The organism is Bradyrhizobium sp. CCGB20, assembly GCF_024199855.1.
In the GTDB taxonomy this organism is placed as follows: domain Bacteria; phylum Pseudomonadota; class Alphaproteobacteria; order Rhizobiales; family Xanthobacteraceae; genus Bradyrhizobium.
Window position 1 is genome coordinate 9,165,510 of sequence record NZ_JANADN010000001.1, and the last position, 22,862, is coordinate 9,188,371.

The window sequence follows — 22,862 nt, forward strand, 5'->3', positions numbered from 1 at the left end:
AATCCGGAGGGAACCCAGCCCTGTCGGAACTCCCGACCGGGCATCGATTTTCAGCGGGAAAGCCGAAAAACGCGACTAGAGCCGTTCCGATGGAATCGGAACGGCTCTAGATTCCTGTTTTGACGCGTTTTCTTTACGCGAACCGGTCGCCACTTCGCTCGAAAACGCTCTATTCCGCCGCGAGAGCCTGCAACGAGCTCGGATTCGCAGCCGAGACCATGAAGTCATGGATGCGCGGCACGATTTCCGACTTGAAGCGCGAGCCGTTGAACACGCCGTAGTGCCCGACGCCCTTCTGGACGTAATGAACGCGGCGATGATCGGGGATCGAACTGCACAATGTGTGCGTTGCTTCGGTCTGACCGAGCCCGGAGATATCGTCGTTCTCGCCTTCGACCGTCATCAGCGCCACGCGCGTGACCTTCGAGGGATCGACGCGGGTTCCGCGATGGGTCATCTCGCCCTTCGGCAGCGAGTGCTTCACGAACACGGTGTCGACCGTCTGCAGGTAATACTCTGCCGAGAGATCCATCACCGCGAGATATTCGTCGTAGAAGTCGCGATGCTTGTCGACGAGGTCGCCGTCGCCCTTCACCAGATTAGCGAACAGCTGCTTGTGGGCGTCCATGTGCCGGTCGAGGTTCATGCTGATGAACCCGTTGAGCTGCAGGAAGCCCGGATAGACGTCGCGCATCATGCCCGGATGCGGGAACGGCACCTTGGTGATGACGTGGTTGCGGAACCAGTCGATGCCGCGTTCCTGGGCCAGGTTGTTCACGCCGGTCGGATTGCGGCGGGTGTCGATCGGGCCGCCCATCAGCGTCATCGAGGTCGGCACGAACGGGTCTCGCCGCGCTTCCATGATCGAGACGGCGGCGACGACGGGAACGGAGGGCTGGCACACCGCCATGACATGAGTGTTGCCGCCAAGGACGTGCAGCATCTCGATAACGTAGTCGATGTAGTCGTCGAGATCGAAGCGGCCTTCGCTGAGCGGCACCATGCGGGCGTCGGCCCAGTCGGTGATGTAGACCTCATGCGCCGGCAGGAACGCCTCGACCGTGCCGCGGAGCAGCGTCGCATAGTGGCCGGACATCGGCGCGACGATCAGCACGCGCGGCTGCGGGCTGCGCAGCGGACGAGCGAACTTGCGATCGAAGTAGAGTAGCTTGCAGAACGGCTTTTCCCAGACCGAACGGACCTCGACGGGGACGCGGATGCCGTTGACCTCGGTGTCGTCGAGGCCCCATTCCGGCTTGCCGTAGCGGCGCGTGGTGCGTTCGAACAATTCGCAGGCCGCGGCGACCGACTTGCCGACCTCGGTGCGCGCCCAGGGATTGAGGGGATTCTGAAACAGAAGCTTGGTCGCGTCGGTGACCGCACGCGCCGGATTGAGAGAGGCCTGCGCCATCTCGTACATCCAGTACATCGGCGTCGTCAGGACCGGGCTGCCTTCTGCCGCCAGGGGCGGCGCGCCGCCGAACTCACCAATAGGCATCGTCATATTCCTCTTCGCATCGCAGCATACTGCCGAATGCGTAATATTGCGTCAATGCATGGTTCCGTACATCTACGTGCTCTGAACGGCCAAACCCGCCTGAATCCACGAGAAAATGTGATTATTCGCCGCTCGAGAGCAGCGAGCCGTGCTTCTTGGCGCTCCGCAAAAGGGCAAGGAATGCCCCGAAAGATGCAACCAGCAACACCGCATTGATGGCCAACGCGCTCAGCATCAGATCGGTCCTGACGGTGTGCTCGATCAAAAGCGCCCGCATTCCCTCGAACACATAGGTCGGCGGCAGCGACCAGGCCACGTATTGCAGCCATCCCGGCAGCACGCTGACGGGATAGTAGACGCAGGCAAGCGGCATGACCGCGAACATCAAGGTCCAGACGATGCTTTCGGCGCCAAGGCCGTTTCGCAGCACCAGCCCCGAGACGAAGATGCCGACCGCCCAGCTCGTGAAGATCAGATTGCAGAAGAACGCGATCAGCGGCAGGCCGAGGGCATAGACGTTGAAGTGAAACAGGAACAGCGCGAGCAGCGTCATCGGGATGACGCCGATCGCGAGCCGGATCATGCTCATGATCATCAGCGACAGCAGAAACTCGATCGGCTTCAAGGGGCTCATCATGAGATTGCCGATGTTGCGCGCCCACATCTCCTCCAGAAACGAGATGGAGAAGCCGAGCTGGCCGCGGAACAGGATGTCCCAGAGGATGACGGCGCCGATCAGCGTGCCGCCGGCGCGCGCGAAGAAGTTGGCGTTCTCGGCGATGTAGAGCTGGAGAAAGCCCCAGGTGACGACCTGGAGCGCGGGCCAGTAAAGCAGCTCGAGCAGCCGCGGCCAGGATGACATCAACAGGTACCAATAGCGCAGGATCATCGCGCCGATGCGGTGGGCGGAGATGCCGCGATGGAGGGAGATGTCGGTCATCGGGGCACCGCGTAGCCCGGATGAGCGCAGCGACATCCGGGACTTTGCTTGCAGCGTCCCCGGGTATCGCTGCGCTCACCCGGGCTACGGCAGAGACTGAGGGGGCCGCTCATCTCACCGCCTCCTTCGCACCGTTCGCCCGGCCGCGGGCGACGTCCAGGAACACCTCCTCCAGTGTCGTGCGGTTGTAGCGGGCCATGATTGCCTCCGGCGTGTCGTCGTCCTCGATGCGGCCGCGCTTCATGATGATGACGCGGTCGCACAGACGCTCGACCTCGAGCATGTTGTGCGAGGCCAGGAGGATGGTGGCGTTGTTCTCCTTGCGATAGCGCTCCATATGCGCTCGCACCCAGTCGGCGGTGTCAGGGTCGAGCGAGGCGGTGGGCTCGTCCAGCAGGAGCAGCTCGGGCTGGTTGATCAGCGCTTTCGCGAGCGCGACCCGGGTCTTCTGCCCGGCGGAGAGCTTGCCGTTGGCGCGGTCGATGAAATCCGTGAGATCAAGCTCGTCGGCCAATCTGGCGATGCGATCGGAGAGGTTCTTCACCGCATAGAGCTTGCCGAACACGGTGAGGTTCTGCCGCACCGTGAGCCGCATCGGCATGTCGACATAGGGGCTCTCGAAATTCATCCGCCCCAGCACCGCGGCGCTCTCCTCGGGCATCCGATGCCCGAGCACCCGAACGCGGCCGGAGGTCGGCAGCACCAGGCCCATGATCATCGCGATGGTCGTGGTCTTGCCGGCGCCGTTGCCGCCCAGAAGCCCGGTGATGCTACCGCGCGGCAGCGAAAAGGAGATATCGTCGACGGCGCGGATCTGCTTGTAGACCTTGACGAGGTGATCGACCGCAATCGCCGCGGAGGAGGCGCGATCCGCGACAGTCGGCCGACTTGAAGCCTTGTCATTCTCGGTCATGCTGGGCCGTTCTTCTGCTATTGCAGCGGAGAGCGCAAGGCTTGTATCTCGGGCGGTTCCACGAGCCCAGCGTTTGTGATCGAGAAGGCACCGCCACATTGACCGACATGACCGAAATCGCCGCTTCCGACTTTCGCCACGCGCAGCGGCATATCCGCCTGGACACGATCCTGCGGCTGCGCTGGCTCGCGGTGCTCGGGCAGCTTGCCGCGATCTTCATCGTGGCGCAGGGGCTGGAGTTCAATGTCGAGATCGTCCCCTGCGTCAGCATCATCGCCCTGTCGGCCGCGCTCAATCTGGCGCTCCAGACCGCGTCCAATCCGATGCAGCGGCTGGAGCCGATGCAGGCGGCCGGACTGCTCGCGCTGAACATCGTGGAGCTGGCGGGGCTGTTGTTCTTCACCGGCGGACTGCAAAACCCGTTCTCGTACCTGTTCCTCGCGCCCGTGCTGATCTCGGCCACCGCGCTGCCGGCCCGCTTCACCTTCGGTCTCGGCCTGCTCGCGGTGGCCTGCGCTTCGGTCCTGTTCTTCTTCCATCTGCCACTGCCCTGGGATTCCGACGATCCGCTGGTGCTGCCGCCGATCTATCTCGTCGGCGTCTGGCTCTCGATCGTGCTCGCGATCGGCGTCACCAGCCTCTACTCTTTCCAGGTGACGGAGGAGGCGCGCAAGCTCGCCGACGCGCTGGCCGCGACCGAGCTGGTGCTGACGCGCGAGCAGCATCTGACCCAGCTGGACGGCCTGGCTGCCGCCGCCGCGCACGAGCTCGGCACGCCGCTCGCGACCATCTTCCTGATCTCGCGCGAGCTGGAAAAGACGGTGAAGGAGCCGATCTTCGCCGCCGACCTGAAGACCCTGCGCGAGCAGACCCAGCGCTGCCGCGACATATTGAGCAAGATCACCCAGCTTTCCTCCGAAGGCGCGCCGTTCGACCGCATGAAGCTGTCGGAGCTGATCGAGGAGGTGGTGGCGCCGCACCGCGATTTCGGCGTCGACATCAAGGTGCGGATCGCGGTCGCCGTCGTGGCCGAGCCGGTCGGCTCGCGCAACCCGGCGATCCTCTACGGCGTCGGCAACATCGTCGAGAACGCGGTCGATTTCGCCCACACCACCGTCGAGGTGAATGCGTGGTGGAACAAGGACACGATCGAGATCGTGATTTCCGACGACGGCCCGGGCATTCCGCCTGATATCCTTAACCGGATCGGCGAGCCCTATCTGTCGCGGCGGCGCAATCTGGATGACAGCGGCGGCGAGCGGCGTGGGCTGGGACTCGGCGTGTTCATCGCGCGCACCTTGCTGGAACGCACCGGCGCCAAGGTCTCGTTTACCAATCGGACCTTTCCTGAACACGGCGCGGTGGTCCACATCAATTGGCCGAGAGAGCGTTTTGAGGCTATCGAGACGCTCGAAGAAACAATAGGATAGGCGCGACCTTGCGTCGCACGGCGGGGCCGATCGACTATTTGCGGCCTTGGCACCGCCCGGCTGCGACGCCATATGTGGATGTGCAGGAGAGAGGACAAAACCTTGAACGCCATCGCCGAACTGAACGAACAGACCGACCGCTCGCTTCTCATCGTGGAGGACGACAAGCCGTTTCTGGAGCGGCTGTCGCGCGCGATGGAGACCCGCGGATTTGCGGTGACGTCATGTGACACCGTCTCGGACGGCCTCGCCCAGATCGGCAAGGCCGCGCCCGCCTTCGCCGTGGTCGACCTTCGCCTCGGCGACGGCAATGGCCTCGACGTTGTCTCCGCACTGAAGAAGAAGCGCCCCGAAGCCCGCGCAATCGTGCTGACCGGCTATGGCAACATCGCCACCGCCGTCACCGCCGTGAAGATGGGTGCGATCGATTATCTCTCGAAGCCCGCGGATGCCGATGATGTCGTCGCCGCGCTGCTGTCGACCAGCGCGGAGAAATCCGAGCTGCCGACCAACCCGATGTCCGCCGACCGCGTCCGCTGGGAGCACATCCAGCGCATCTACGAGATGTGCAACCGCAACGTCTCGGAGACCGCGCGCAGGCTCAACATGCACCGGCGCACCTTGCAGCGCATTCTGGCGAAGCGCGCGCCGAGGTAACGCGAATCTTGTAGGGTGGATTAGCCGAAGGCGTAATCCACCTTTTCTCGCTGCGACAGCAGTTGGTGGATGACGCTACGCTAATCCACCCTACGACTTCATTCCCAGAAATCCGCGTGGCCCTGCGGGTCGACCAGACGGTTGATCCGCAAGGCTGCCGCCATCGCGAAACGCACCGTCATCTGCTTGCGCGTGGCGGCGGCGATCTTGTGCTCGGGCGCCTCGCAGTGCAGATGCGCGCCATAGGCATCCGCGATGATCAGGCCGGTGCCTTCCGGAAAGATCTCGCACGGCAGGTCCTGCGTGAAGGCGAAGAACAGCCGGTCGCAATGGGCACGGTATTCGTGCCATTTCTGGTCGGCGCGCAGATCCTCGACCGACGATTTGATCTCGACGATCCAGATCTCGCCGCGCTCGTTCAGCGCCACCAGATCGGCGCGCCGGCCCGACGGCAGCGGCAATTCGCTGATGCAGGTAAAGCCGAGCGAACGCAGCAGCCGCGCCGTGCCGCGCGCGATCGCCAGCGCCGTCTCGGATTGGCGGCGGTCGGGCGGTGGAACGAGGGCGATATTGCGGGCGGTGCTGTCCATGGCGGGAGGATAGCCGATTCCGGTGGGGGCGGACACGTCCATTCTCCGCTGTCGTCCCCGCCCTAGTGCGCAATTGCGCACGGGGAGCGGGGACCCATAACCACAGGGAGAGGTTATCGCGAAAGCTGGTCACTTCGAGTCTTCGCCAAACATCTCCCTGTGGTTATGGGTCCCGGATCTGCGCTCCGCTTGTCCGGGACGACAGTGAGTGTGAGGCGGGAACCTCCCCTCCTCCACGCACTTATCACGCATGATCGACGATCTCTGGTACAAGAACGGCGTGATCTACTGCCTGTCCGTCGGCTCCTATATGGATTCCAACGGCGACGGCGTCGGCGACTTCAAGGGCCTTCTGCGGCGGCTCGACTATCTGCACGGCCTCGGCATCACCACGATCTGGCTGATGCCGTTCCAGACTTCGCCGGGCCGCGACGACGGCTACGACATCGCCGACTATTACAGCGTCGATTCCCGCTACGGCACGCTCGGCGATTTCGTCGAGTTCGCCCATGGCTGCAAGCAGCGCGGCATCCGCATCATCATCGACCTCGTCGTCAACCACACCTCGGACCAGCATCACTGGTTCAAGGAAGCGCGGCGCGACAAGGACTCGCCCTATCGCGACTGGTATGTGTGGTCGGACAAGAAGCCGGCCGGCGCCAACAAGGGCATGGTGTTTCCCGGCGTGCAGAAATCGACATGGTCGCGCGACAAGGAAGCCGGCGCGTATTACTTCCATCGCTTCTACGATTTCCAGCCCGACCTCAACACCTCGAACCCGCACGTGCAGGCCGAGATCCTCAAGATCATGGGCTTCTGGATCCAGCTCGGCGTCTCCGGCTTCCGCATGGACGCCGTGCCGTTCGTGATCGCCACCAAGGGCGCCAAGGTGAAGAAGCCGGTCGAGCAATACGACATGCTGCGCGCGTTCCGCGAATTCCTGCAATGGCGCCAGGGCGATGCCATCATCCTTGCGGAAGCCAACGTGCTGCCGGAAACCGACATGGAATATTTCGGCCGCGATGCCGACCGCATGCACATGATGTTCAACTTCCACGTCAACCAGCATCTGTTCTATGCGCTGGCATCCGGCGACTCGCGTCCGCTGGCGAAGGCGCTGAAGGCGACCAGGCCGCGGCCAGCCACGGCGCAATGGGGCCTGTTCCTGCGCAATCACGACGAGCTCGATCTCGGCCGCCTGACCAAGGTGCAGCGCGACATCGTGTTCAAGAAATTTGGCCCCGACAAGGACATGCAGCTCTACGACCGCGGCATCCGCCGACGCTTCGCGCCGATGCTGGGCGGCGACCGCAGGCGGCTCGAGCTCGCCTACAGCCTGATGTGCACGCTGCCGGGCACGCCCGTGATCCGCTACGGCGACGAGATCGCGATGGGCGACGATCTCGCGCTGCCCGAGCGCAACTGCGCGCGCACGCCGATGCAATGGTCGACCGAGCCGCATGGCGGCTTCACCAGGAGCGACAAGCCGGCCTGCCCGGTCATCGACAAGGGCCCTTACGGCTACCCGCATGTCAACGTCGCAAAACAGCGACGCGATCCCAACTCGATGCTGAACTGGACCGAGCGCATCGTGCGCATGCGCAAGGAAGTGCCGGAGATCGGCTGGGGCGATTTCGCGATCATTCCGACACGCGACCCCGCCGTGTTCATCATGCGTTACGACTGGCGCAACAATTCCGTGCTGTTCGTGCACAATCTGGATGAGATGCCACGCGAGATCGCGTTCTCGGCGGGGCTGCCTGGCGATGCCGGTGCGCACCTGATCAATCTGCTCGCGGAGGATCACAGCCACGCCGACAAGCGCGGCCAGCATCGCGTCGTGCTGGAACCCTATGGCTATCGCTGGTACCGCGTCGGCGGGCTGGATTATCTGCTGAAGCGCAGCGACATCGACGAGAATACGGTGCGGGGCAAGCAGCATCCCGGGTAGGTATATGCCCGCGCATCACCGTCATTCCCGCGCGCGCTGCGCTTGTCCGGAACGACGGCTAGATATGAGGCGGCGCCACCAAGACCCCCTCATTGCCGCGCAAATCGAGCACGCCATCCAGCCGCTCGCCCTCGCGATCCAGAAACGTCGACAGCAATATCTCGCTGTTGAAACGGATCGCGCTGGTGGTGACGGCGATCGGCTCTGGGCCGAGATTGAGCACGACGATCACCGCCTTGCCCTCGGCCTCGCGGCGATAGATCAGGAGATCGCCCTGCGCGGCGACCGGATGATAGTCGCCTGCGACCAGCGGCGGAGACGCCTTCCGCAAGGCAATCAGCCGCTTGTACAGGTTGAGGATCGAGCGCGTATCGGCCTCGAGATTGGCGACGTTGTCGTGGATATGGTCCTCCGGCAGCGGGAGCCATGGCCTTACGCCGGAGAAGCCGCTGGTCTGCGAGGAATCCCACTGCATCGGCGTGCGGCAGCCGTCGCGGCCGACACCGATGCCGGGCACGTTCTTCTCGAAGGGATCGCGCACGTCCTCGGGCGCGATCGCGAGCTGATGCATGCCGATCTCGTCGCCGTAATAGAGCGTCGGCGTCCCGCGCAACGTCAGCAGCAGCATGGCGGCGACGCGGGCCTGCTCGGGTCCGACACGGCTGGCGACGCGCGGACGATCGTGATTGCCGAGCACCCAGTTCGGCCAGGCGCCCCTGGGCAGCGCTTTCTCGTAATCCTCCACGATCTTCTCGATCGAGCGCGCGCTCCAGAACGTCGAGAGCAGCGCAAAATTGAACGGCATCTGCGCGCCAGTGAGATCGTTGCCGTAATAGGCCATCAACCGGTGCAGCGGCAGATAGATCTCGCCGATCAGCACGCGCGCCGCATACGCATCGGTGACGCGCCGCATCTCGGCGATGACGTCGTGCACCTCCGGCTGGTCGGTGGAGTATTGCGTCAGGATCTTCTCGTTCGGCGGCCGGCCCTCGACGTAATGCGGGTTTGGCGGATTGTCGCGGAATTCGGCGTCCTTAATCAGGTGCCAGATCACGTCGACACGAAAACCGTCGACGCCCTTCTCCAGCCAGAACCGCATCACGTCGTAGATCGCGGCACGGACATCCGGATTGCGCCAGTTGAGGTCCGGCTGCTGGGCGAGGAAGGCGTGATAGTAATATTGACCGGTTGTCTCGTCGAATTGCCACGCGCTGCCGCCGAACTCCGACAGCCAGTTGTTCGGCACGCCGCCGTCCGGCGCCGGATCGCGCCAGACGTACCAGTCGCGTTTGGGATTGTCGCGCGAGGCGCGGCTCTCGACGAACCAGGGATGCTGGTCCGAGGTGTGGTTGGGCACCAGATCGAGGATCAACTTCAGGCCGTTCTCGTGCACGGCGGCGAGCAGCGCATCGAAATCCTCCATCGTGCCGAACAGCGGCTCGATGCCGGTATAGTCGGAGATGTCGTAGCCGAAATCGGCCATCGGCGAGGGGAAGATCGGCGACAGCCAGATCGCGTCGACGCCAAGCGATTTCACGTAAGGCAACCGCCGCAAGATGCCGGCGAGATCGCCGACGCCGTCACCGTCCGTGTCCTGAAAGGAGCGCGGGTAGATCTGATAGAAGATGCCGTCGCGCCACCAATTGTCGCCGCCCTGAGCCATGCCGGAAACCCACCCAAAATCTGCGTCTCGCGCGAGAGAACGCGGAAGGAACGCTGCGGTTCAAACCAGCAGGCGAAATGGGACGGCCGTGTGACGGCCGGTGCGGCTGTTCCGGGGCGCGGCACGAATCTTTTGCTTGGCGGCATGGCAAAAATCGGCATTGTGAGGCCCATGACCGAGCAAAATGACACCCAACAATCCGCGCAGGACTCCTCGCAAGCCAAGGCCGGCGCGATCATCGTCCCCGTGACGCTGTTCGAGCAGAACTGCACCATCATCTGGGACGAGCCCAGCAAGAAGGCCGTGGTGATCGATCCCGGCGGCGACGTGCCGAAGATCCTGGACGCGATCAAGCAGACCGGCGTCACCGTTGAGAAGATCTGGCTGACCCACGGCCATATCGACCATGTCGGCGGCGCCGCCGATCTGCGCGATGCGCTGAAGGTGCCGATCGAGGGCCCGCATGTCGCCGACAAATTCCTGCTCGACAACGTGGTCGAGAGCGGCGCGCGCTTCGGCATGACCGGCGGGCGCAATTTCGAGCCGGACCGCTGGCTCGACGAGGGCGACAGCGTGTCGATCGGCGGCTTGCAGTTCGACATTTTCCACTGCCCGGGCCACTCGCCGGGCAGCGTGGTGTTCTTCAACAAGGAACTGCGCTTTGCCCATGTCGGCGACGTCTTGTTCGCCGGCTCGGTCGGCCGCACCGATTTGCCCGGCGGCAGTCACGCCACGCTGATCAACTCGATCAAGACCAAGCTGCTGCCGCTCGGCGACGATGTCGGCTTCATCTGCGGCCACGGCGCCGGCTCGAGCATCGGCCAGGAGCGGATGACCAATCCGTTCATCACCGGCGAGGTGTGAGGCCCTATTCGGCGGCGTCCGCCAGCGTCGTCACGTCGCCGAGATTGCGCTCGCCCCACTCGCGGATCGCGGCGACGACCGGCACAAAGCTCTTGCCCTTGCGGGTCAGGCGATACTCGACCTTGGGCGGCACCTCGCCGAAATCCTTGCGATCGATCAGGCCGCTCTGCGTCAGCGCCTTCAATTCGCGGCTGAGCACGCGCGGGGTGATTTCGGCGCTGCCCTCTGTGCCGCGCAGCAGCCCGCTGCGGATCTCGCCATAGCGGCGCGGGCCGTCCTTGAGGTCCCAGACGATGCGGAGCTTGTACTTGCCGCTGATCATCTTCTGAAAGGCCGCAACCGGACAGCTGCGCGCCGGGATCGCCTTTGCCATGTCGTCTCCTCCATGCGCGAGATAACAATAGGAGCGACGTCGAAAAAGTCCATACTATCAATTTTGTCCATACTTGCAGGATCGCCTGCAAGCCGCAGATGATGACGCACACGACGAACAGGGAGCGTCACATGAAGCACTTCATGATCAGATACGAATTCAGGAACGGCACGTCGGAGGCCTGGCACCAGGAGATCGGCCGCTTCGTCAAGGCGATCGACGGCGATCCGGAGCTGAAGGGGCGGATCGGCTACCGTGTCCTGAAGAACCGCGACGACGGCAGCTATTTCCACCTCGCCAGCGTTACGGATGATGCCGCGCAAAAGACGCTGCAATCGCGCGATTTCTTCAAGGCCTATCAGGAGATGACGCGGAAGGTCGCCGGCGGCGAGGTGACGGTGACGCCGATCGAGATGATCGCAGCGACGGCGTAGCCGCAAGCTCCGCCGTCGTCCCGGACAAGCGTAAGCGTTACTTCATCAAACCCGCCGCCGTCAGCGCGCGCGTGATGATCTGGCCGAGATCGAAGCCGCGAGCCTCCGCGCGCTTCGGCTCGGCCGGCTCTTCGGCGACTGCGGCGCGGATCGAGCGGGCGAGATGCGGCGCGGGCGGGAGCCCCGGCTTCGACGTTGCAGGCCTGGCCTCGACCTTCTTTCCGGCCGCGTCCGCAATCCAGCCGGTGAGGCCGAAGAACTTTGCGATGTGGTAGGACGAGGAAATGCCGGCCTCGATCAGGAATGCGCCTTCGATGCCGTAGCGCTGATCATTGTCGGCGAGGCCGAGCGGGGTGCCATGCGCCATGTCGGTGATGGCGTAGGACTCGACCAGCGTTTCGCCGTCCTTGTTCCACCAGGCCTGGCGCGGATAGCCATCGACGATGGTCTCCGCCATCGGCGCGGCCGGCAGATCGTGCACATCGAGCCACTGCTTGACGATCTCATTGGCATTGCCCGGGTTGACCGTGCGGTCGGCGCTGCCGTGCCACACCGAAACCTTCGGCCACGGCCCGCGATGGTTCGAGGCGCGCCGCACGAAATCGCCGAGCTCGCGCTCGGGCCGCGCCGGCGAATGAAACATGCCGTCCAGCGCCTCGCGCAAATTCGACGCGATGCCATAGGGCAATCCGGCGATCACCGCGCCGGCCGCGAAGACTTCGGGATAGGTCGCGAGCATCACCGATGTCATGCCGCCGCCGGCGGAGAGACCGGTGATGAAGACGCGCCTGGAATCGATGCGATGCGCCTGCACCATATGCGCGACCATCTCGCGAATCGAACGCGCCTCGCCGCTGTCGCGCGCAGTGTCTTCCGGATTGAACCAGTTGAAGCAGGTGTTGCCGTTGTTGATGCGCTGCTGCTCGGGCATCACCAGCGCGAAGCCATAATGCTGCGCCAGCGTCGACCAGCCCGCGCCGAGATCGTAGGCAGCTGCGGTCTGGCCGCAGCCATGCAGCACGACGACGAGCGCGCGTGGCTTCTGGAGTTGCGCCGGCACGAACGCGAACATGCGCAAATTTCCGGGATTGTCGCCGAAGCCCGTGACTTCTTCCAGCGGGCTGGACACATCCGCGCTCCGGCCGAGCTCGGCAAGGCGCAGACCATCCACCTTCGGCAGATGTCTCAAGAGAGCGACATTTTTTGCAAGCAACACGGCAACTCCTGGCAGGCGACGTTCAACGTTCACCCAAACCAAATAGTTGCTGCGCTGCAAAATAAAAAGGCCGTGTGCTGTCAATCACGCGAAATCACTCGAAAATCCGCAGGAATCCGCAAGAATCCGCACGCATTAACCGCACTGCCTCAACTTCGTGCAGATGCGCGGCGCATCCACGTCAGGAATGCGGCGCAGATCATGATTAACGCCGCAAACAGCGCGAGCGAAACGAGGAAAGCTGCGCGCGCTGATTGCAGCGCTTCGACCGCGAAGAACACCGCGCCGATTGCGGCCACTCCGGCCGCATTTCCGATCTGCGCAACGGTGCCATACATGCCGGAGGCCGAGCCTGCCGCGACAGGTTTCACCGTCGAGAGCACCGCGCCTGACAGCGGCGCCATCACCAGCCCCTGGCCGTAGCCGAAGATGGCCATGGTGAGTGCGAGCGCGATCGGCGTCGGCGCATCGACATAGAATGCAAGAGCCGCGAGCGCCGCGAGGCCCGCGATCTGAAGCGCGCAGCCTTCGATCAACACTTTTGTGCCGCGATGCCGTGCGCGCGCGCCGCTGTGGCGCGAAGCCGTGACGAAGGCGATTGCAAGTGGAATGCAGGCCATGCCGGCTGCGAGCGGCGGGATCTTCAGGCCACGCTGCATGAACAACGTCATGACGAGATAGAATGAGAGATTGGCGACGAAGAAAAAGAAGGCAGCACCGAGGCCGCGCAGAAAGGCTGAGTCCGCCAGCAACGAGAGATCGATCAGCGGCATGCCGCCGGCGCGCGCGACCGTATGTTCCAGCTTCAGGAACGCCGCGAGGATCGCGCCGCCGAGCGCCATCACCGCCCACAGCCACGGCGCCCAGCCGACATCGTGACCGAACAGCAGCGGTCCGATCAGACACAGCAGCCCCGCGAACAGGACGGCGCTGCCCTGAATGTCGAGCCGCGTGCCGGCCCGACGCGGCACCGACGGCATGATGCGCCAGGCGGCAGCCGCGATGAGGAGACCGCCGGGCACGTTGACAAAAAACACCGAGCGCCAGCCGGTGTGGGCAAGGTCGATCGTGACCAGCAGACCGCCAAGCAGGAAGCCTGCGGCGCCCGCAAGCCCGAGCACGATGCCGTAAATGGCGAAGGCGCGGCTGCGCGTTTCATCCGTGAAGAGCAGATGCAGCGTCGCCAGCACCTGCGGCACCATCAGCGCGGCCGTGGCGCCCTGCGCGAGCCGCGCGACGATCAGCTCCGCACCTGATTGCGCGAGGCCGCACCACAGCGAGGTCACGGTGAAGCCGAGCACGCCGGCGAGAAACACGCTCTTCGTGCCGTGGATGTCGCCGAGCCGCCCTCCGGTGACGACCAGCGTGGCGTAGGCGATCAGATAGATCGCGATCACGGATTCGATCTGCGCCGGCGTCGCATGCAGATCGACCGCGATGGTGGGGATGGCGACGTTCACGATGAAGGCATCGACACCGAACATGAACTGTGCGGCGACGACGATCGCCAGCACCCACCAGCGGCGGGTCGAATCGACTTGTTTTGTGACGGTTTGATGCATCGGCGCGCGAACCTTCAGGGATTTATTTGCGCGCAAAGCTCGCAGATCGGCGTCATCCGCGCGATTACCTCCGAGGTAGGACTTGCCGCATTGGCCCGATTGCTGCATGTCGGTTGCCGCTGGTTTTGCGGGCTCGGAAGTCTCGATGTACGACTACGACATGGTGGTGATCGGCTCGGGCCCGTCGGGGCGCCGGGCCGCGGTGCAATGTGCCAAGCTCGGCAAGGCCGTGCTGGTGGTGGAGAAGGGCCGGCGGGTCGGCGGTGTCTCCGTCCATACCGGCACGATCCCCTCGAAGACGCTGCGCGAGACCGTGCTCAATCTCTCCGGCTGGCGCGAGCGCGGCTTCTACGGCCGCTCCTACAAGGTGAAGCAGGACATCGCGGCGAGCGACCTGATGATCCGCCTTCAGAAGACGCTCGACCACGAGGTCGAGGTGCTCGAGCATCAGTTCAGCCGTAACCTCGTCCGCACCGCCAACGGCGAGGCGCGGCTGGTCTCGCCGCACGAGGTCGAGATCACCAGCGCGATCGGCGAGACCAGGACGGTGTCCGCTGCTTTCATCCTGATCGCCTGCGGCACCCGCCCGTTCCGGCCCGATGATGTGCCGTTCGACGGCGCCACCGTGCTCGACAGCGACGAGATCATCGAGTTGCAGAAGCTGCCGCGCAGCCTGGCCGTGATTGGCGCCGGCGTGATCGGCGTGGAATATGCCACCATCTTCAGCGCGCTCGACGTGCCCGTGACCCTGATCGAGCCCCGGCCGACCTTTCTCGACTTCATCGACAAGGAATTGATCGACGAGTTCATGCACGAGCTGCGCGACCGCAACGTCGCGCTGCGGCTCGGCTCGAAGGTCACGTCGATCGAGAAGAATGCGCAAGGCAGCATCGTCACGAACCTGTCCGACGGGCGGTACGTCACCACGGACATGCTGCTGTTCGCGGCCGGCCGTGTCGGCGCCACCGACAAGCTCAATCTCGAAGCTGCCGGCATCGTTGTCGACCATCGCGGCCGCATCTCGGTCGATCCCGTGACGTTGCAAACCAGCGTGCCGCACATCTATGCGGCCGGTGACGTGATCGGCTTTCCGAGTCTCGCCTCCACGTCGATGGAGCAGGGCCGCGTCGCCGCGTGCCACGCCCTCGGCATGGAGCCGCTGGCGCCGCCGGAATTCTTTCCCTACGGCATCTATTCGGTGCCGGAGATCTCGACGGCAGGCCTGACCGAAGAAGAGGTGCGCACGCGCGGCATTCCCTACGAGGTCGGCATTGCGCGCTTCCGCGAGACCTCGCGCGGCCACATCATGGGGCTGAACAGCGGCATGATGAAGATGATCTTCTCGACCAAGACGCGCCGCCTGCTCGGCGTGCACATCCTCGGCGAAGGTGCCACCGAGCTGATCCATATCGGCCAGGCCGTTCTGAACCTCAAAGGCACCATCGACTATTTCATCCAGAACACGTTCAACTATCCGACGCTGGCGGAAGCGTACAAGATCGCCGGGCTGGATGCGTGGAACAGGATGACGCGGTAGCCCTTACCTCTCCCCGCGTGCGGGGAGAGGTCGGAATTCAAACTGCGTTTGAATTCCGGGTGAAGGGGACGCTCCGCGAATCGTCCGTGCCTTACGACGACGCGCTCTCGACACGTCATTGCGAGCGCAGCGAAGCAATCCAGAATCCCTCCGCGGAAAGACCCTGGATTGCTTCGCTGCGCTCGCAATGACGGCGTGGGGCATCTCGAAAATCCAACTACCACCGCCCCCGCGGAAGCTCCCCCTCACCCTACCCTCTCCCCGCAAGCGGGGAGAGGGGAAGAAGCATCTCGCCTCAACGCATGCCTGCATTCCGCCGTGCGGGACATCGCGCGATTGCGTTCGCTTGCGCCACCACGTAGCCTCATCACTTCAACAAACAGAAAATCGAAGCCGGAGAGAACGCCATGGCGCGCCTGAAGTTCGGAGCCTTCCTTGCCCCGCATCACCCGATCGGGGAGCATCCGATGCTCCAGTTCCGGCGCGATCTCGACCTGGTCGAGCAGCTCGACGCGCTCGGCTATGACGAGTTCTGGTGTGGCGAGCATCATTCCTCCGGCTGGGAGATGATCGCTTCGCCCGAGATGTTTCTGGCCGCGGCCGGCGAGCGCACCAAGCGGATCAAGCTCGGCACCGGCGTGGTGTCGCTGCCCTACCACCATCCCTTCAACGTCGCCCAGCGCATGGTGCAGCTCGATCACATGACCGGCGGCCGCGCCATCTTCGGCTCCGGCCCCGGCGCGCTCGCCTCCGACGCGCACACGCTCGGCATCGATCCGATGACACAGCGCGACCGCCAGGACGAGGCCATCGGCGTGATCCGCCGCCTCTTCAACGGCGAGCGCGTCACCGCGAAGAGCGACTGGTTCACGATGAACGACGCCGCGCTCCAGCTCCTGCCGTTGCAGGAGGAGATGCCGTTCGTGGTGGCCTCGCAGATCTCGCCCTCGGGCATGACGCTCGCCGGCAAATACGGCATCGGCATCATCTCGCTGGGCTCGATGACGACGCAGGGGCTGATGTCGCTGCAACAGCAATGGCAGTTCGCCGAGGATGCCGCCAAGAAGCACGGCACCAAAGTGGATCGGGCGAACTGGCGCGTGCTGCTGACCTGGCACCTCGCCGAGACCCGCGAGCAGGCCCGCCGCGAGGCCGGCGCCGGCCTGATGCGCTGGCACAACGAATATAATGTCGGCACGCTGCAGCGGCCGGGCCTGACCGCCTTCTCCTCGCCCGATGAGGCCGTGGACAAGACCGCTTTCGTCGAGGGCGCCGCCTCCGTCATCGGCACGCCCGACGACCTCGTCAAGATGATCAAGAACGTGATGCAGGTGTCGGGCGGCGTCGGCGCCGTCATCGGCTTCGTGCACGATTGGGCCAACCCCGAGAATACGCGCCGGAGCTGGGACCTGGTGGCCCGCTACGTCGTGCCGGAGATCAACGGCTATATCGACGGGCTGCGCAAGTCGCAAAAGTTCGTGATCGAGAACCGCGCGATCTTCGAACGCGCCGGGCAGGCCGTGATGGCGAAGATCATGGAGAACGAGAAGGCTGCAGAGGCGCTGAAGGTGACCGGCGCCGGCCGCGTTGCCATTCCCGCCGTCAACGCCCCGGATTTGCAGAAGGAGGCGGCGAAGCGGTAGGCTTCTGCGTGACTACGCCCGTAACCACTATCATCAGCAAGTGATACCAGCCTGTGCTATGTTGATCCCGTCAGCGTGGCGCAGGCGGTATTAATGCCTCGATCGCGCGCTGTTCGGTCAGCCAACCGGAGCAATCGTCATGTCGATGCAGAATGTGGCCGCCCCTGCGCTTCAGTTCACCGCGCCCAGGCGCAACGAGCTGACGCACATCCCGGGTGACGAGGGCTGGCCGATCATCGGCAAGACCTTTCAGGTGCTGGCCGACCCCAAGGGACATATCGAGGCGAACGGCGCCAAGTACGGCCCGGTCTACCGCACCCATGTTTTCGGCGAGACCAACGTCGTGCTGCTCGGCCCCGAGGCCAACGAACTCGTGATGTTCGACCAGCAAAAGCTGTTCTCGTCGACGCACGGTTGGAACAAGGTGCTCGGCCTGCTGTTTCCGCGCGGATTGATGTTGCTCGATTTCGACGAGCACCGGCTGCATCGCAAGGCGCTGTCGGTCGCGTTCAAGTCCGGGCCGATGAAGTCCTATCTCAGCGATCTCGACCGCGGCATCGCCGCGCGCGTCGCGCAGTGGAAGGCAAAGCCCGGCGAGATGCAGCTCTATCCGGCGATGAAGCAGCTCACGCTCGACCTTGCCGCAGCGTCCTTCCTCGGCGCCGATATCGGGCCGGAGGTCGACGAGATCAACCGCGCCTTCGTCGACATGGTCGCGGCCGCCGTCGCCCCGATCCGCCGGCCCCTGCCGGGCACCCAGATGGCCGCCGGCGTGAAGGGGCGCAAGCGCATCGTCGCCTATTTCCGCGAGCAAATCCCGTTGCGGCGCGGCAATCACGGCGGCGACGATCTGTTCTCGCAGCTCTGCCGCGCCACCCATGAGGACGGCGCGCTGCTCTCCGAGCAGGACATCATCGACCACATGAGCTTCTTGATGATGGCGGCGCACGACACGCTGACCTCGTCGCTGACGTCCTTCGTCGGCGAGCTCGCCGCGAATCCGGACTGGCAGGACAGGCTGCGCGCGGAGGTTCTCGCGCTCGGCCTCGCTCCGGGGGCGCCCAGCAGCTTCGACGATCTCGAAAAGATGCCGCTGTCGGAAATGGCGTTCAAGGAAGCGTTGCGGATCAAGCCGCCGGTGCCCTCGATGCCGCGCCGCGCGATGCGCGACTTCACCTTCAAGGGCTTCACGATTCCCGCCGGCACCGCGGTCGGCGTCAATCCGCTCTACACGCATCACATGAAGGACATCTGGCCGGAGCCGGATCGCTTCGATCCCTTGCGCTTCACCGAGGAAGCCCAGCGCAACCGGCATCGCTTCGCCTGGGTGCCGTTCGGCGGCGGCGCGCATATGTGCCTCGGCCTGCACTTCGCCTACATGCAGGCAAAATGCTTCGCGCGGCACTTCCTGCAGAACATCGAGGTGTCGCTGGAGCCAGGCTACAAGCCGGACTGGCAGATGTGGCCGATCCCGAAGCCGCGGGATGGGTTGAAGGTCAGGGTGAAGGCGGTTTAGCCGCCGCTCCCGTGGTCTCGTAGGGTGGGTTAGCGGAGCGTAACCCACCGCTTATGTCACTGCGGAAACCGAAGAGGTGGGTTACGCCTTCGGCTAACCCACCCTACGGCTCCGTCGTTGTGGTCCTACGCCCCCTGATCGAACGCGTTGCGCAAGGCCGCCAGGCCTTGCTGCTGCTGACTCCAGTTGCGGCCGCCGGTCATGGCGCCGTCGATGACGAGGTCGTGGCCGTTGATGAAGCTGGATTCGTCGCTGGCCAGGAACACCGCGGCCTGGGCGATGTCATCGGGGAGGCCCGCACGCGGGATCGGCTGCGCGGTCTTGTAGACCTCGCGCATCATCGCCGGCGTCTTCTCCGCCGCATCGGTCGAAAGCCCGAGGGCCTTGCCGAAGATGCCGGTCGCGATCGCGCCGGGCGAGATCGAGTTGACGCGGACATTGGACTCGCCGAGCTCCATCGCCACGCATTTGGTGAGATGGATCACCGCCGCCTTGGCCGCGCCATAGACGATCGAGGAGGAGAAACCGGCGAGGCGGCCAGCGATGCTGCCATTGTTGATGATGCTGCCAGAACCCTGCTTCTTCATGGCGGGCGCGGCGTGCTTCATGCCGAGCATGACGCTTCGGACCAGCGTCGCCATGGCCGCGTCGAACCGCTCGACCTCGAGGCCTTCGATGCCGCCGGTCTGCGCCGGGCCGCCGGCATTGTTGAACAGGCAGTCGATCCGGCCGAATTTTTCCACCGCGAGCGCAATCAGCGCCTGCATCTGCGCTTCCACTGTCACATCGGTCTGCAGGAAGATGCAATTGGCCCCGAGCTGCTTGGCCAGCGCCTCGCCCTCAGGGACGCGCCGCCCCGCGATCACAATTTTGGCACCTTCGGCAACGAAGACTTCCGCGGTACGCAGGCCGATCCCGCTCGTCGCGCCTGTAATCACCGCAACCTTGCTGTCCAGCCTGCCCATGGAATGTCCCTGTTTTCGAATGATTTGATGCCAAATGGCGGACACCGGTCGATGACGGCGCCGCGACGCTCACTATTCCCGCCGGCCCGTGACAAGGCAAGCTTTGCTTGTGCATGCGACATGCGTAACATTCTCGTTCCTCTCTCGATTTTCGAACGCATAGCGCAACCGGGCCGGGCATGGAGAAGCTGATCGACGAATTCCGCAAGGGCTGGCAGGGCGAGGCACCACCATCGCTCGTTCTCAGCCTCGCCTTCGCGGTCGCCTGCCTGCTGGTTGCGACGCTGGCGCGCTGGGGTCTCGCGCATGTGCGGCCCGACGTCTACTTCACCCCGTATTTCCCGGCCGTGTTCTTTGCCGCCGCATTCGGCGGCTTGCGCATCGGCATCATCACGGCGCTGGTCGGCGGCGTGCTCGGCGTCGTCGTCAATTTCGGCGACGCTTTTGCCGATCGCTCCAGGTTCACCTTGCTGACCCTTTATTGGGGCGTCTCCGCACTCACCATCTGGGGCGTCGAGCATTATCGCACGATGCTGGTGGAGCAGCGCCGGATCTCCAGGCGCCTGATCGAGGAAGAAGAGTATCGCAAGCTGCTGGTCGACGAGCTCCAGCACCGGCTGAAGAACAAGCTGTCGACGGCGCACGCGGTGCTGCACCAGGTGCTGCACGACCAGCCGCAGGTCTGGGCCCGGATCGATCCGCGGCTACGGTCGCTGGCCGCGACCGACGATCTGATCTCGCGGATCGACAAGGGGGGCTGCGACATCCGCGATCTCCTGATCGCGGAGCTCGGACCTTACGGCCATGTCCGCTTCACGCTCAACGGCGACCAGCTGTTCCTGCCGCCGAAGCTCGCGGTCACGCTATCCCTGATGTTTCACGAGCTCGCCACCAACGCGGGCAAATATGGTGCCTTCTCCGCGCCGCGCGGCTTGTTGCAGGTGTCATGGACCGTCAGCGGCGACCGCCTGACCGTGACCTGGGATGAAACCGAGGGCCCGAGCATCGATAAGGTCTCGGAGCCGGGCTTCGGCACAAAGCTGCTGAAGTCGGCACTGTCAGCTTTCGACGGCAAGTCTGAGGTCTCGTATCTCAAGACCGGCCTGCATTGCATCATGCAATGCCGCATCCCGGAGAACGGCTAGACTCGAAACAAGCGAAAGCGAACGTGCGCTTCGCTTGGAGTTTCGCAGGTGCCGTTGACGCTCTGTTAATGACGATGGGTCGCACGCGTCGCATCGCCGCAAAACACCCCCGTATTTCTCCGGACCCCTTAACCAAACCTAAGAGGGAACCACGCAAGATCGCGCCCATTGCAAAGGCGCGCTGAACAACAAGATTCATGACTTCTATGAACGACAACACATATAACGGCGCGAGCGATGCCGAACTCGGATTTCTCAAGGAAATCGTTAGAATGCTGCCTGCCGGCCTGACCGTGCAGGACGCGCAAGGCAAGCTTCTCCTGGTTAACGATGTCGCGGCCGCCCAGCTCGGCATGGACGGCAGCCGTCCGTCACCCGATCTCGCGCAGCGCCGCGAAGCTTGCGAGCGAGCGCTGAGAGCCGGACAGCCTGTCACCACCGAGGAAGCGCTCCACGACGGGGCCGCACGCCAGGTGCTGCTGACCACCCATCGCCCTGTCAGCCTCGCCGGACGCGAGCTGCTGATCTCGGCTTCCTCCGACATCACCGAGCAGAAGAACTTCGAGGACCAGCTGTTCCGCTCGGCCTATTTCGACGAGCTGACCGGCCTGCCCTCGCGGCGCGTGATCGAGCACCGCGCCAACAGCCTGCTCGCGCAGGGCGGCGCCGGCGAACGCTTCGCGCTGGCCTTTCTCGACGTCGACAATTTCAAGCACATCAACGACTATTACGGCCACGCCGTCGGCGATGCGCTGCTGGTCGAGCTGTCGAAGCGGCTTGGGCGAGACTTGCGCGATTCCGACATGCTGTCGCGCATCTCCGGCGACGAATTTTTGCTGCTGCTCTCGCCGATCCAGAGCCAGGAGGAAGTCGCCGAATTCATGCAATCGACGCTCGAGCGGCTGACCGCGCCGTTCTTCATCGACAATTCGGAGCTGTTCGCGTCCACCTCCGTCGGCGTCAGCCTCTATCCCGACCACGGTCGCAGCTTCGAGATGCTGCGCCAGAACGCCGACATCGCGATGTACCGCATCAAGAACGCCGGCAAGGGATCGGCGGCCTTCTTCGATTCCAGCATGGAGCGCGAGGCGCTGGCGCGGATGAAGATCGAGCAGTCGCTGCGGCTCGCCATCCTCGAAAAGCGCTTCTGCTGCGCGTTCCAGTCCAAGGTCGACATCCGAACCCAGGCCGTCAAGGGCATCGAGGCACTGGTACGGCTGCGCGACGACGAGGGCGTGATCCAGGCACCCGGCTCGTTCATCAACCTCGCCAGCGAGCTCGGGCTGATCGACGAGCTGACCCATCTCGTGCTGGCCGAGATCGTCAAGTCGATCGACCTGATCAACGACACCTTCGGCGCGGAAGCGACCATCAGCATCAACGTCGCGGCCAAGCAGGCCGGCAATCCCGAATTCATGCGCAGCTTTGCGCAGGCGCTGGACGACACCGGCTTTCCCCAGCGCTTCATGATCGAGGTGACGGAAGACGCCTTCGTCGCCAAGAATGATTTCCAGGCCGAGATCCTGCCAATGTTCCGCAAGCTCGGCGTCGGCATCTCGATCGACGATTTCGGCACCGGCTATTCCTCGCTTTCGGCGCTCGCCGACATCACCGCCGATGAGATCAAGATCGACCGCTCGTTCATCACCGACATCCATAAGCGCCCGCGCAGCCAGGGCATCCTGCGCGCGATCGAATCCCTGAGCGAAGCGCTCGGCATGACCGTGATCGCCGAAGGCCTCGAATCCTACGAGGAACTGGCCTATCTCCAGGCCGCGACCAAGATCCGCTACGCGCAGGGCTATTATTTCGCCCGGCCGATCTTCCTGGAGGAGCTCAAGCTCGCAACCCCCGCCTCCAGCGAATCCCGCCCCGGCGTGTCCAACCGCCCGATGCAGCAGAACCGCCAGGGCTATTCGCGCGCGAGCGGGTATCGGCGTTAACCTCGCCGCGTCGATTCCCCTT

General features: G+C 64.1%; 19 protein-coding genes. 10 read left to right on the top strand and 9 right to left on the bottom strand.

Annotated features, from left to right (window positions below; translation table 11 throughout):
- Window positions 1–169: 169 nt before the first annotated feature.
- The 3 genes from NLM15_RS43150 to NLM15_RS43160 all read right to left on the bottom strand — a co-directional run bounded on the left by NLM15_RS43150 (window position 170) and on the right by NLM15_RS43160 (window position 3,351).
- Window positions 170–1,498 carry a polyhydroxyalkanoate depolymerase gene (locus tag NLM15_RS43150; protein ID WP_254124734.1) on the bottom strand — a complete coding sequence of 443 codons (1,329 nt, stop codon included), beginning with the start codon at window positions 1,496–1,498 and terminating at the stop codon, window positions 170–172.
- Window positions 1,499–1,619: 121 nt separating this feature from the next.
- Entirely contained in the window at window positions 1,620–2,438 is an 819-nt protein-coding gene (locus NLM15_RS43155; protein ID WP_254124059.1) for an ABC transporter permease, read from the bottom strand.
- A 109-nt stretch (window positions 2,439–2,547) separates the two neighbouring features.
- A complete protein-coding gene (locus tag NLM15_RS43160) occupies window positions 2,548–3,351 on the bottom strand; it encodes an ABC transporter ATP-binding protein (RefSeq protein WP_254124060.1) in 804 nt (267 codons plus the stop codon).
- 107 nt (window positions 3,352–3,458) lie between these two features.
- Here NLM15_RS43160 and NLM15_RS43165 point away from each other — a divergent pair, with 107 nt between their 5' ends.
- Entirely contained in the window at window positions 3,459–4,781 is a 1,323-nt protein-coding gene (locus NLM15_RS43165) for an ActS/PrrB/RegB family redox-sensitive histidine kinase (protein ID WP_254124736.1), read from the top strand.
- A 102-nt stretch (window positions 4,782–4,883) separates the two neighbouring features.
- Complete coding sequence (locus tag NLM15_RS43170) at window positions 4,884–5,438, top strand: ActR/PrrA/RegA family redox response regulator transcription factor (RefSeq protein WP_074122131.1); 555 nt, start codon at window positions 4,884–4,886, stop codon at window positions 5,436–5,438.
- Window positions 5,439–5,536: 98 nt separating this feature from the next.
- On the opposite strand, the gene NLM15_RS43175 is transcribed toward NLM15_RS43170, so the two are convergent.
- The gene (locus NLM15_RS43175; protein WP_254124738.1) at window positions 5,537–6,028 is read right to left on the bottom strand and encodes an MmcB family DNA repair protein; all 492 of its coding nucleotides are present in this window, start codon (window positions 6,026–6,028) and stop codon (window positions 5,537–5,539) included.
- Between the two features lie 250 nt (window positions 6,029–6,278).
- On the opposite strand from NLM15_RS43175, the gene NLM15_RS43180 reads away from it, so the two are divergent.
- On the top strand, window positions 6,279–7,979 hold the full coding sequence (locus tag NLM15_RS43180; RefSeq protein ID WP_254124062.1) for an alpha-amylase family protein: 1,701 nt from the start codon (window positions 6,279–6,281) through the stop codon (window positions 7,977–7,979).
- Window positions 7,980–8,037: 58 nt separating this feature from the next.
- Here NLM15_RS43180 and NLM15_RS43185 read toward each other — a convergent pair whose 3' ends face one another.
- On the bottom strand, window positions 8,038–9,642 hold the full coding sequence (locus tag NLM15_RS43185; RefSeq protein WP_254124063.1) for an alpha-amylase family glycosyl hydrolase: 1,605 nt from the start codon (window positions 9,640–9,642) through the stop codon (window positions 8,038–8,040).
- Between the two features lie 171 nt (window positions 9,643–9,813).
- Between NLM15_RS43185 and NLM15_RS43190 the strand changes: the two genes are divergently transcribed.
- Window positions 9,814–10,506, top strand: coding sequence for an MBL fold metallo-hydrolase (locus tag NLM15_RS43190; protein WP_254124064.1), 693 nt, complete (start codon window positions 9,814–9,816; stop codon window positions 10,504–10,506).
- 4 nt (window positions 10,507–10,510) lie between these two features.
- Here NLM15_RS43190 and NLM15_RS43195 read toward each other — a convergent pair whose 3' ends face one another.
- Window positions 10,511–10,879, bottom strand: coding sequence for a helix-turn-helix domain-containing protein (locus tag NLM15_RS43195; RefSeq protein ID WP_254124065.1), 369 nt, complete (start codon window positions 10,877–10,879; stop codon window positions 10,511–10,513).
- A 131-nt stretch (window positions 10,880–11,010) separates the two neighbouring features.
- On the opposite strand from NLM15_RS43195, the gene NLM15_RS43200 reads away from it, so the two are divergent.
- Window positions 11,011–11,313, top strand: coding sequence for a hypothetical protein (locus NLM15_RS43200; RefSeq protein WP_254124066.1), 303 nt, complete (start codon window positions 11,011–11,013; stop codon window positions 11,311–11,313).
- Window positions 11,314–11,350: 37 nt separating this feature from the next.
- Here the strand turns inward: NLM15_RS43200 and NLM15_RS43205 are convergent, their stop codons facing one another.
- Complete coding sequence (locus NLM15_RS43205; RefSeq protein WP_254124067.1) at window positions 11,351–12,529, bottom strand: PHB depolymerase family esterase; 1,179 nt, start codon at window positions 12,527–12,529, stop codon at window positions 11,351–11,353.
- Between the two features lie 149 nt (window positions 12,530–12,678).
- Window positions 12,679–14,091: an MFS transporter gene (locus NLM15_RS43210; protein WP_254124068.1), complete on the bottom strand. Its 1,413-nt coding sequence runs from the start codon at window positions 14,089–14,091 to the stop codon at window positions 12,679–12,681.
- A 145-nt stretch (window positions 14,092–14,236) separates the two neighbouring features.
- Between NLM15_RS43210 and sthA the strand changes: the two genes are divergently transcribed.
- From sthA to NLM15_RS43225, 3 genes are all read left to right on the top strand, one after another.
- Window positions 14,237–15,628: a Si-specific NAD(P)(+) transhydrogenase gene (sthA, locus tag NLM15_RS43215; protein WP_254124740.1), complete on the top strand. Its 1,392-nt coding sequence runs from the start codon at window positions 14,237–14,239 to the stop codon at window positions 15,626–15,628.
- Window positions 15,629–16,035: 407 nt separating this feature from the next.
- Entirely contained in the window at window positions 16,036–17,271 is a 1,236-nt protein-coding gene (locus NLM15_RS43220) for an LLM class flavin-dependent oxidoreductase (RefSeq protein ID WP_254124069.1), read from the top strand.
- A 139-nt stretch (window positions 17,272–17,410) separates the two neighbouring features.
- Window positions 17,411–18,787: a cytochrome P450 gene (locus tag NLM15_RS43225; protein WP_254124070.1), complete on the top strand. Its 1,377-nt coding sequence runs from the start codon at window positions 17,411–17,413 to the stop codon at window positions 18,785–18,787.
- Window positions 18,788–18,912: 125 nt separating this feature from the next.
- Here NLM15_RS43225 and NLM15_RS43230 read toward each other — a convergent pair whose 3' ends face one another.
- On the bottom strand, window positions 18,913–19,752 hold the full coding sequence (locus NLM15_RS43230) for an SDR family NAD(P)-dependent oxidoreductase (protein ID WP_254124071.1): 840 nt from the start codon (window positions 19,750–19,752) through the stop codon (window positions 18,913–18,915).
- 179 nt (window positions 19,753–19,931) lie between these two features.
- Here NLM15_RS43230 and NLM15_RS43235 point away from each other — a divergent pair, with 179 nt between their 5' ends.
- Both NLM15_RS43235 and NLM15_RS43240 read left to right on the top strand, forming a co-directional pair.
- The gene (locus NLM15_RS43235) at window positions 19,932–20,897 is read left to right on the top strand and encodes a sensor histidine kinase (protein WP_254124072.1); all 966 of its coding nucleotides are present in this window, start codon (window positions 19,932–19,934) and stop codon (window positions 20,895–20,897) included.
- 206 nt (window positions 20,898–21,103) lie between these two features.
- Window positions 21,104–22,840, top strand: coding sequence for a bifunctional diguanylate cyclase/phosphodiesterase (locus tag NLM15_RS43240; RefSeq protein WP_254124073.1), 1,737 nt, complete (start codon window positions 21,104–21,106; stop codon window positions 22,838–22,840).
- Window positions 22,841–22,862: the final 22 nt, after the last annotated feature.

Coding starts and splice junctions, on each gene's coding strand:
- NLM15_RS43150 (WP_254124734.1), bottom strand. CDS start 1,498: ATGCCTATTGGTGAGTTCGGCGGCGCGCCGCCCCTGGCGGCAGAAGGC.
- NLM15_RS43155 (WP_254124059.1), bottom strand. CDS start 2,438: ATGACCGACATCTCCCTCCATCGCGGCATCTCCGCCCACCGCATCGGC.
- NLM15_RS43160 (WP_254124060.1), bottom strand. CDS start 3,351: ATGACCGAGAATGACAAGGCTTCAAGTCGGCCGACTGTCGCGGATCGC.
- NLM15_RS43165 (WP_254124736.1), top strand. CDS start 3,459: ATGACCGAAATCGCCGCTTCCGACTTTCGCCACGCGCAGCGGCATATC.
- NLM15_RS43175 (WP_254124738.1), bottom strand. CDS start 6,028: ATGGACAGCACCGCCCGCAATATCGCCCTCGTTCCACCGCCCGACCGC.
- NLM15_RS43180 (WP_254124062.1), top strand. CDS start 6,279: ATGATCGACGATCTCTGGTACAAGAACGGCGTGATCTACTGCCTGTCC.
- NLM15_RS43185 (WP_254124063.1), bottom strand. CDS start 9,642: ATGGCTCAGGGCGGCGACAATTGGTGGCGCGACGGCATCTTCTATCAG.
- NLM15_RS43190 (WP_254124064.1), top strand. CDS start 9,814: ATGACCGAGCAAAATGACACCCAACAATCCGCGCAGGACTCCTCGCAA.
- NLM15_RS43195 (WP_254124065.1), bottom strand. CDS start 10,879: ATGGCAAAGGCGATCCCGGCGCGCAGCTGTCCGGTTGCGGCCTTTCAG.
- NLM15_RS43200 (WP_254124066.1), top strand. CDS start 11,011: ATGAAGCACTTCATGATCAGATACGAATTCAGGAACGGCACGTCGGAG.
- NLM15_RS43210 (WP_254124068.1), bottom strand. CDS start 14,091: ATGCATCAAACCGTCACAAAACAAGTCGATTCGACCCGCCGCTGGTGG.
- sthA (WP_254124740.1), top strand. CDS start 14,237: ATGTACGACTACGACATGGTGGTGATCGGCTCGGGCCCGTCGGGGCGC.
- NLM15_RS43220 (WP_254124069.1), top strand. CDS start 16,036: ATGGCGCGCCTGAAGTTCGGAGCCTTCCTTGCCCCGCATCACCCGATC.
- NLM15_RS43225 (WP_254124070.1), top strand. CDS start 17,411: ATGTCGATGCAGAATGTGGCCGCCCCTGCGCTTCAGTTCACCGCGCCC.
- NLM15_RS43230 (WP_254124071.1), bottom strand. CDS start 19,752: ATGGGCAGGCTGGACAGCAAGGTTGCGGTGATTACAGGCGCGACGAGC.
- NLM15_RS43235 (WP_254124072.1), top strand. CDS start 19,932: ATGGAGAAGCTGATCGACGAATTCCGCAAGGGCTGGCAGGGCGAGGCA.
- NLM15_RS43240 (WP_254124073.1), top strand. CDS start 21,104: ATGAACGACAACACATATAACGGCGCGAGCGATGCCGAACTCGGATTT.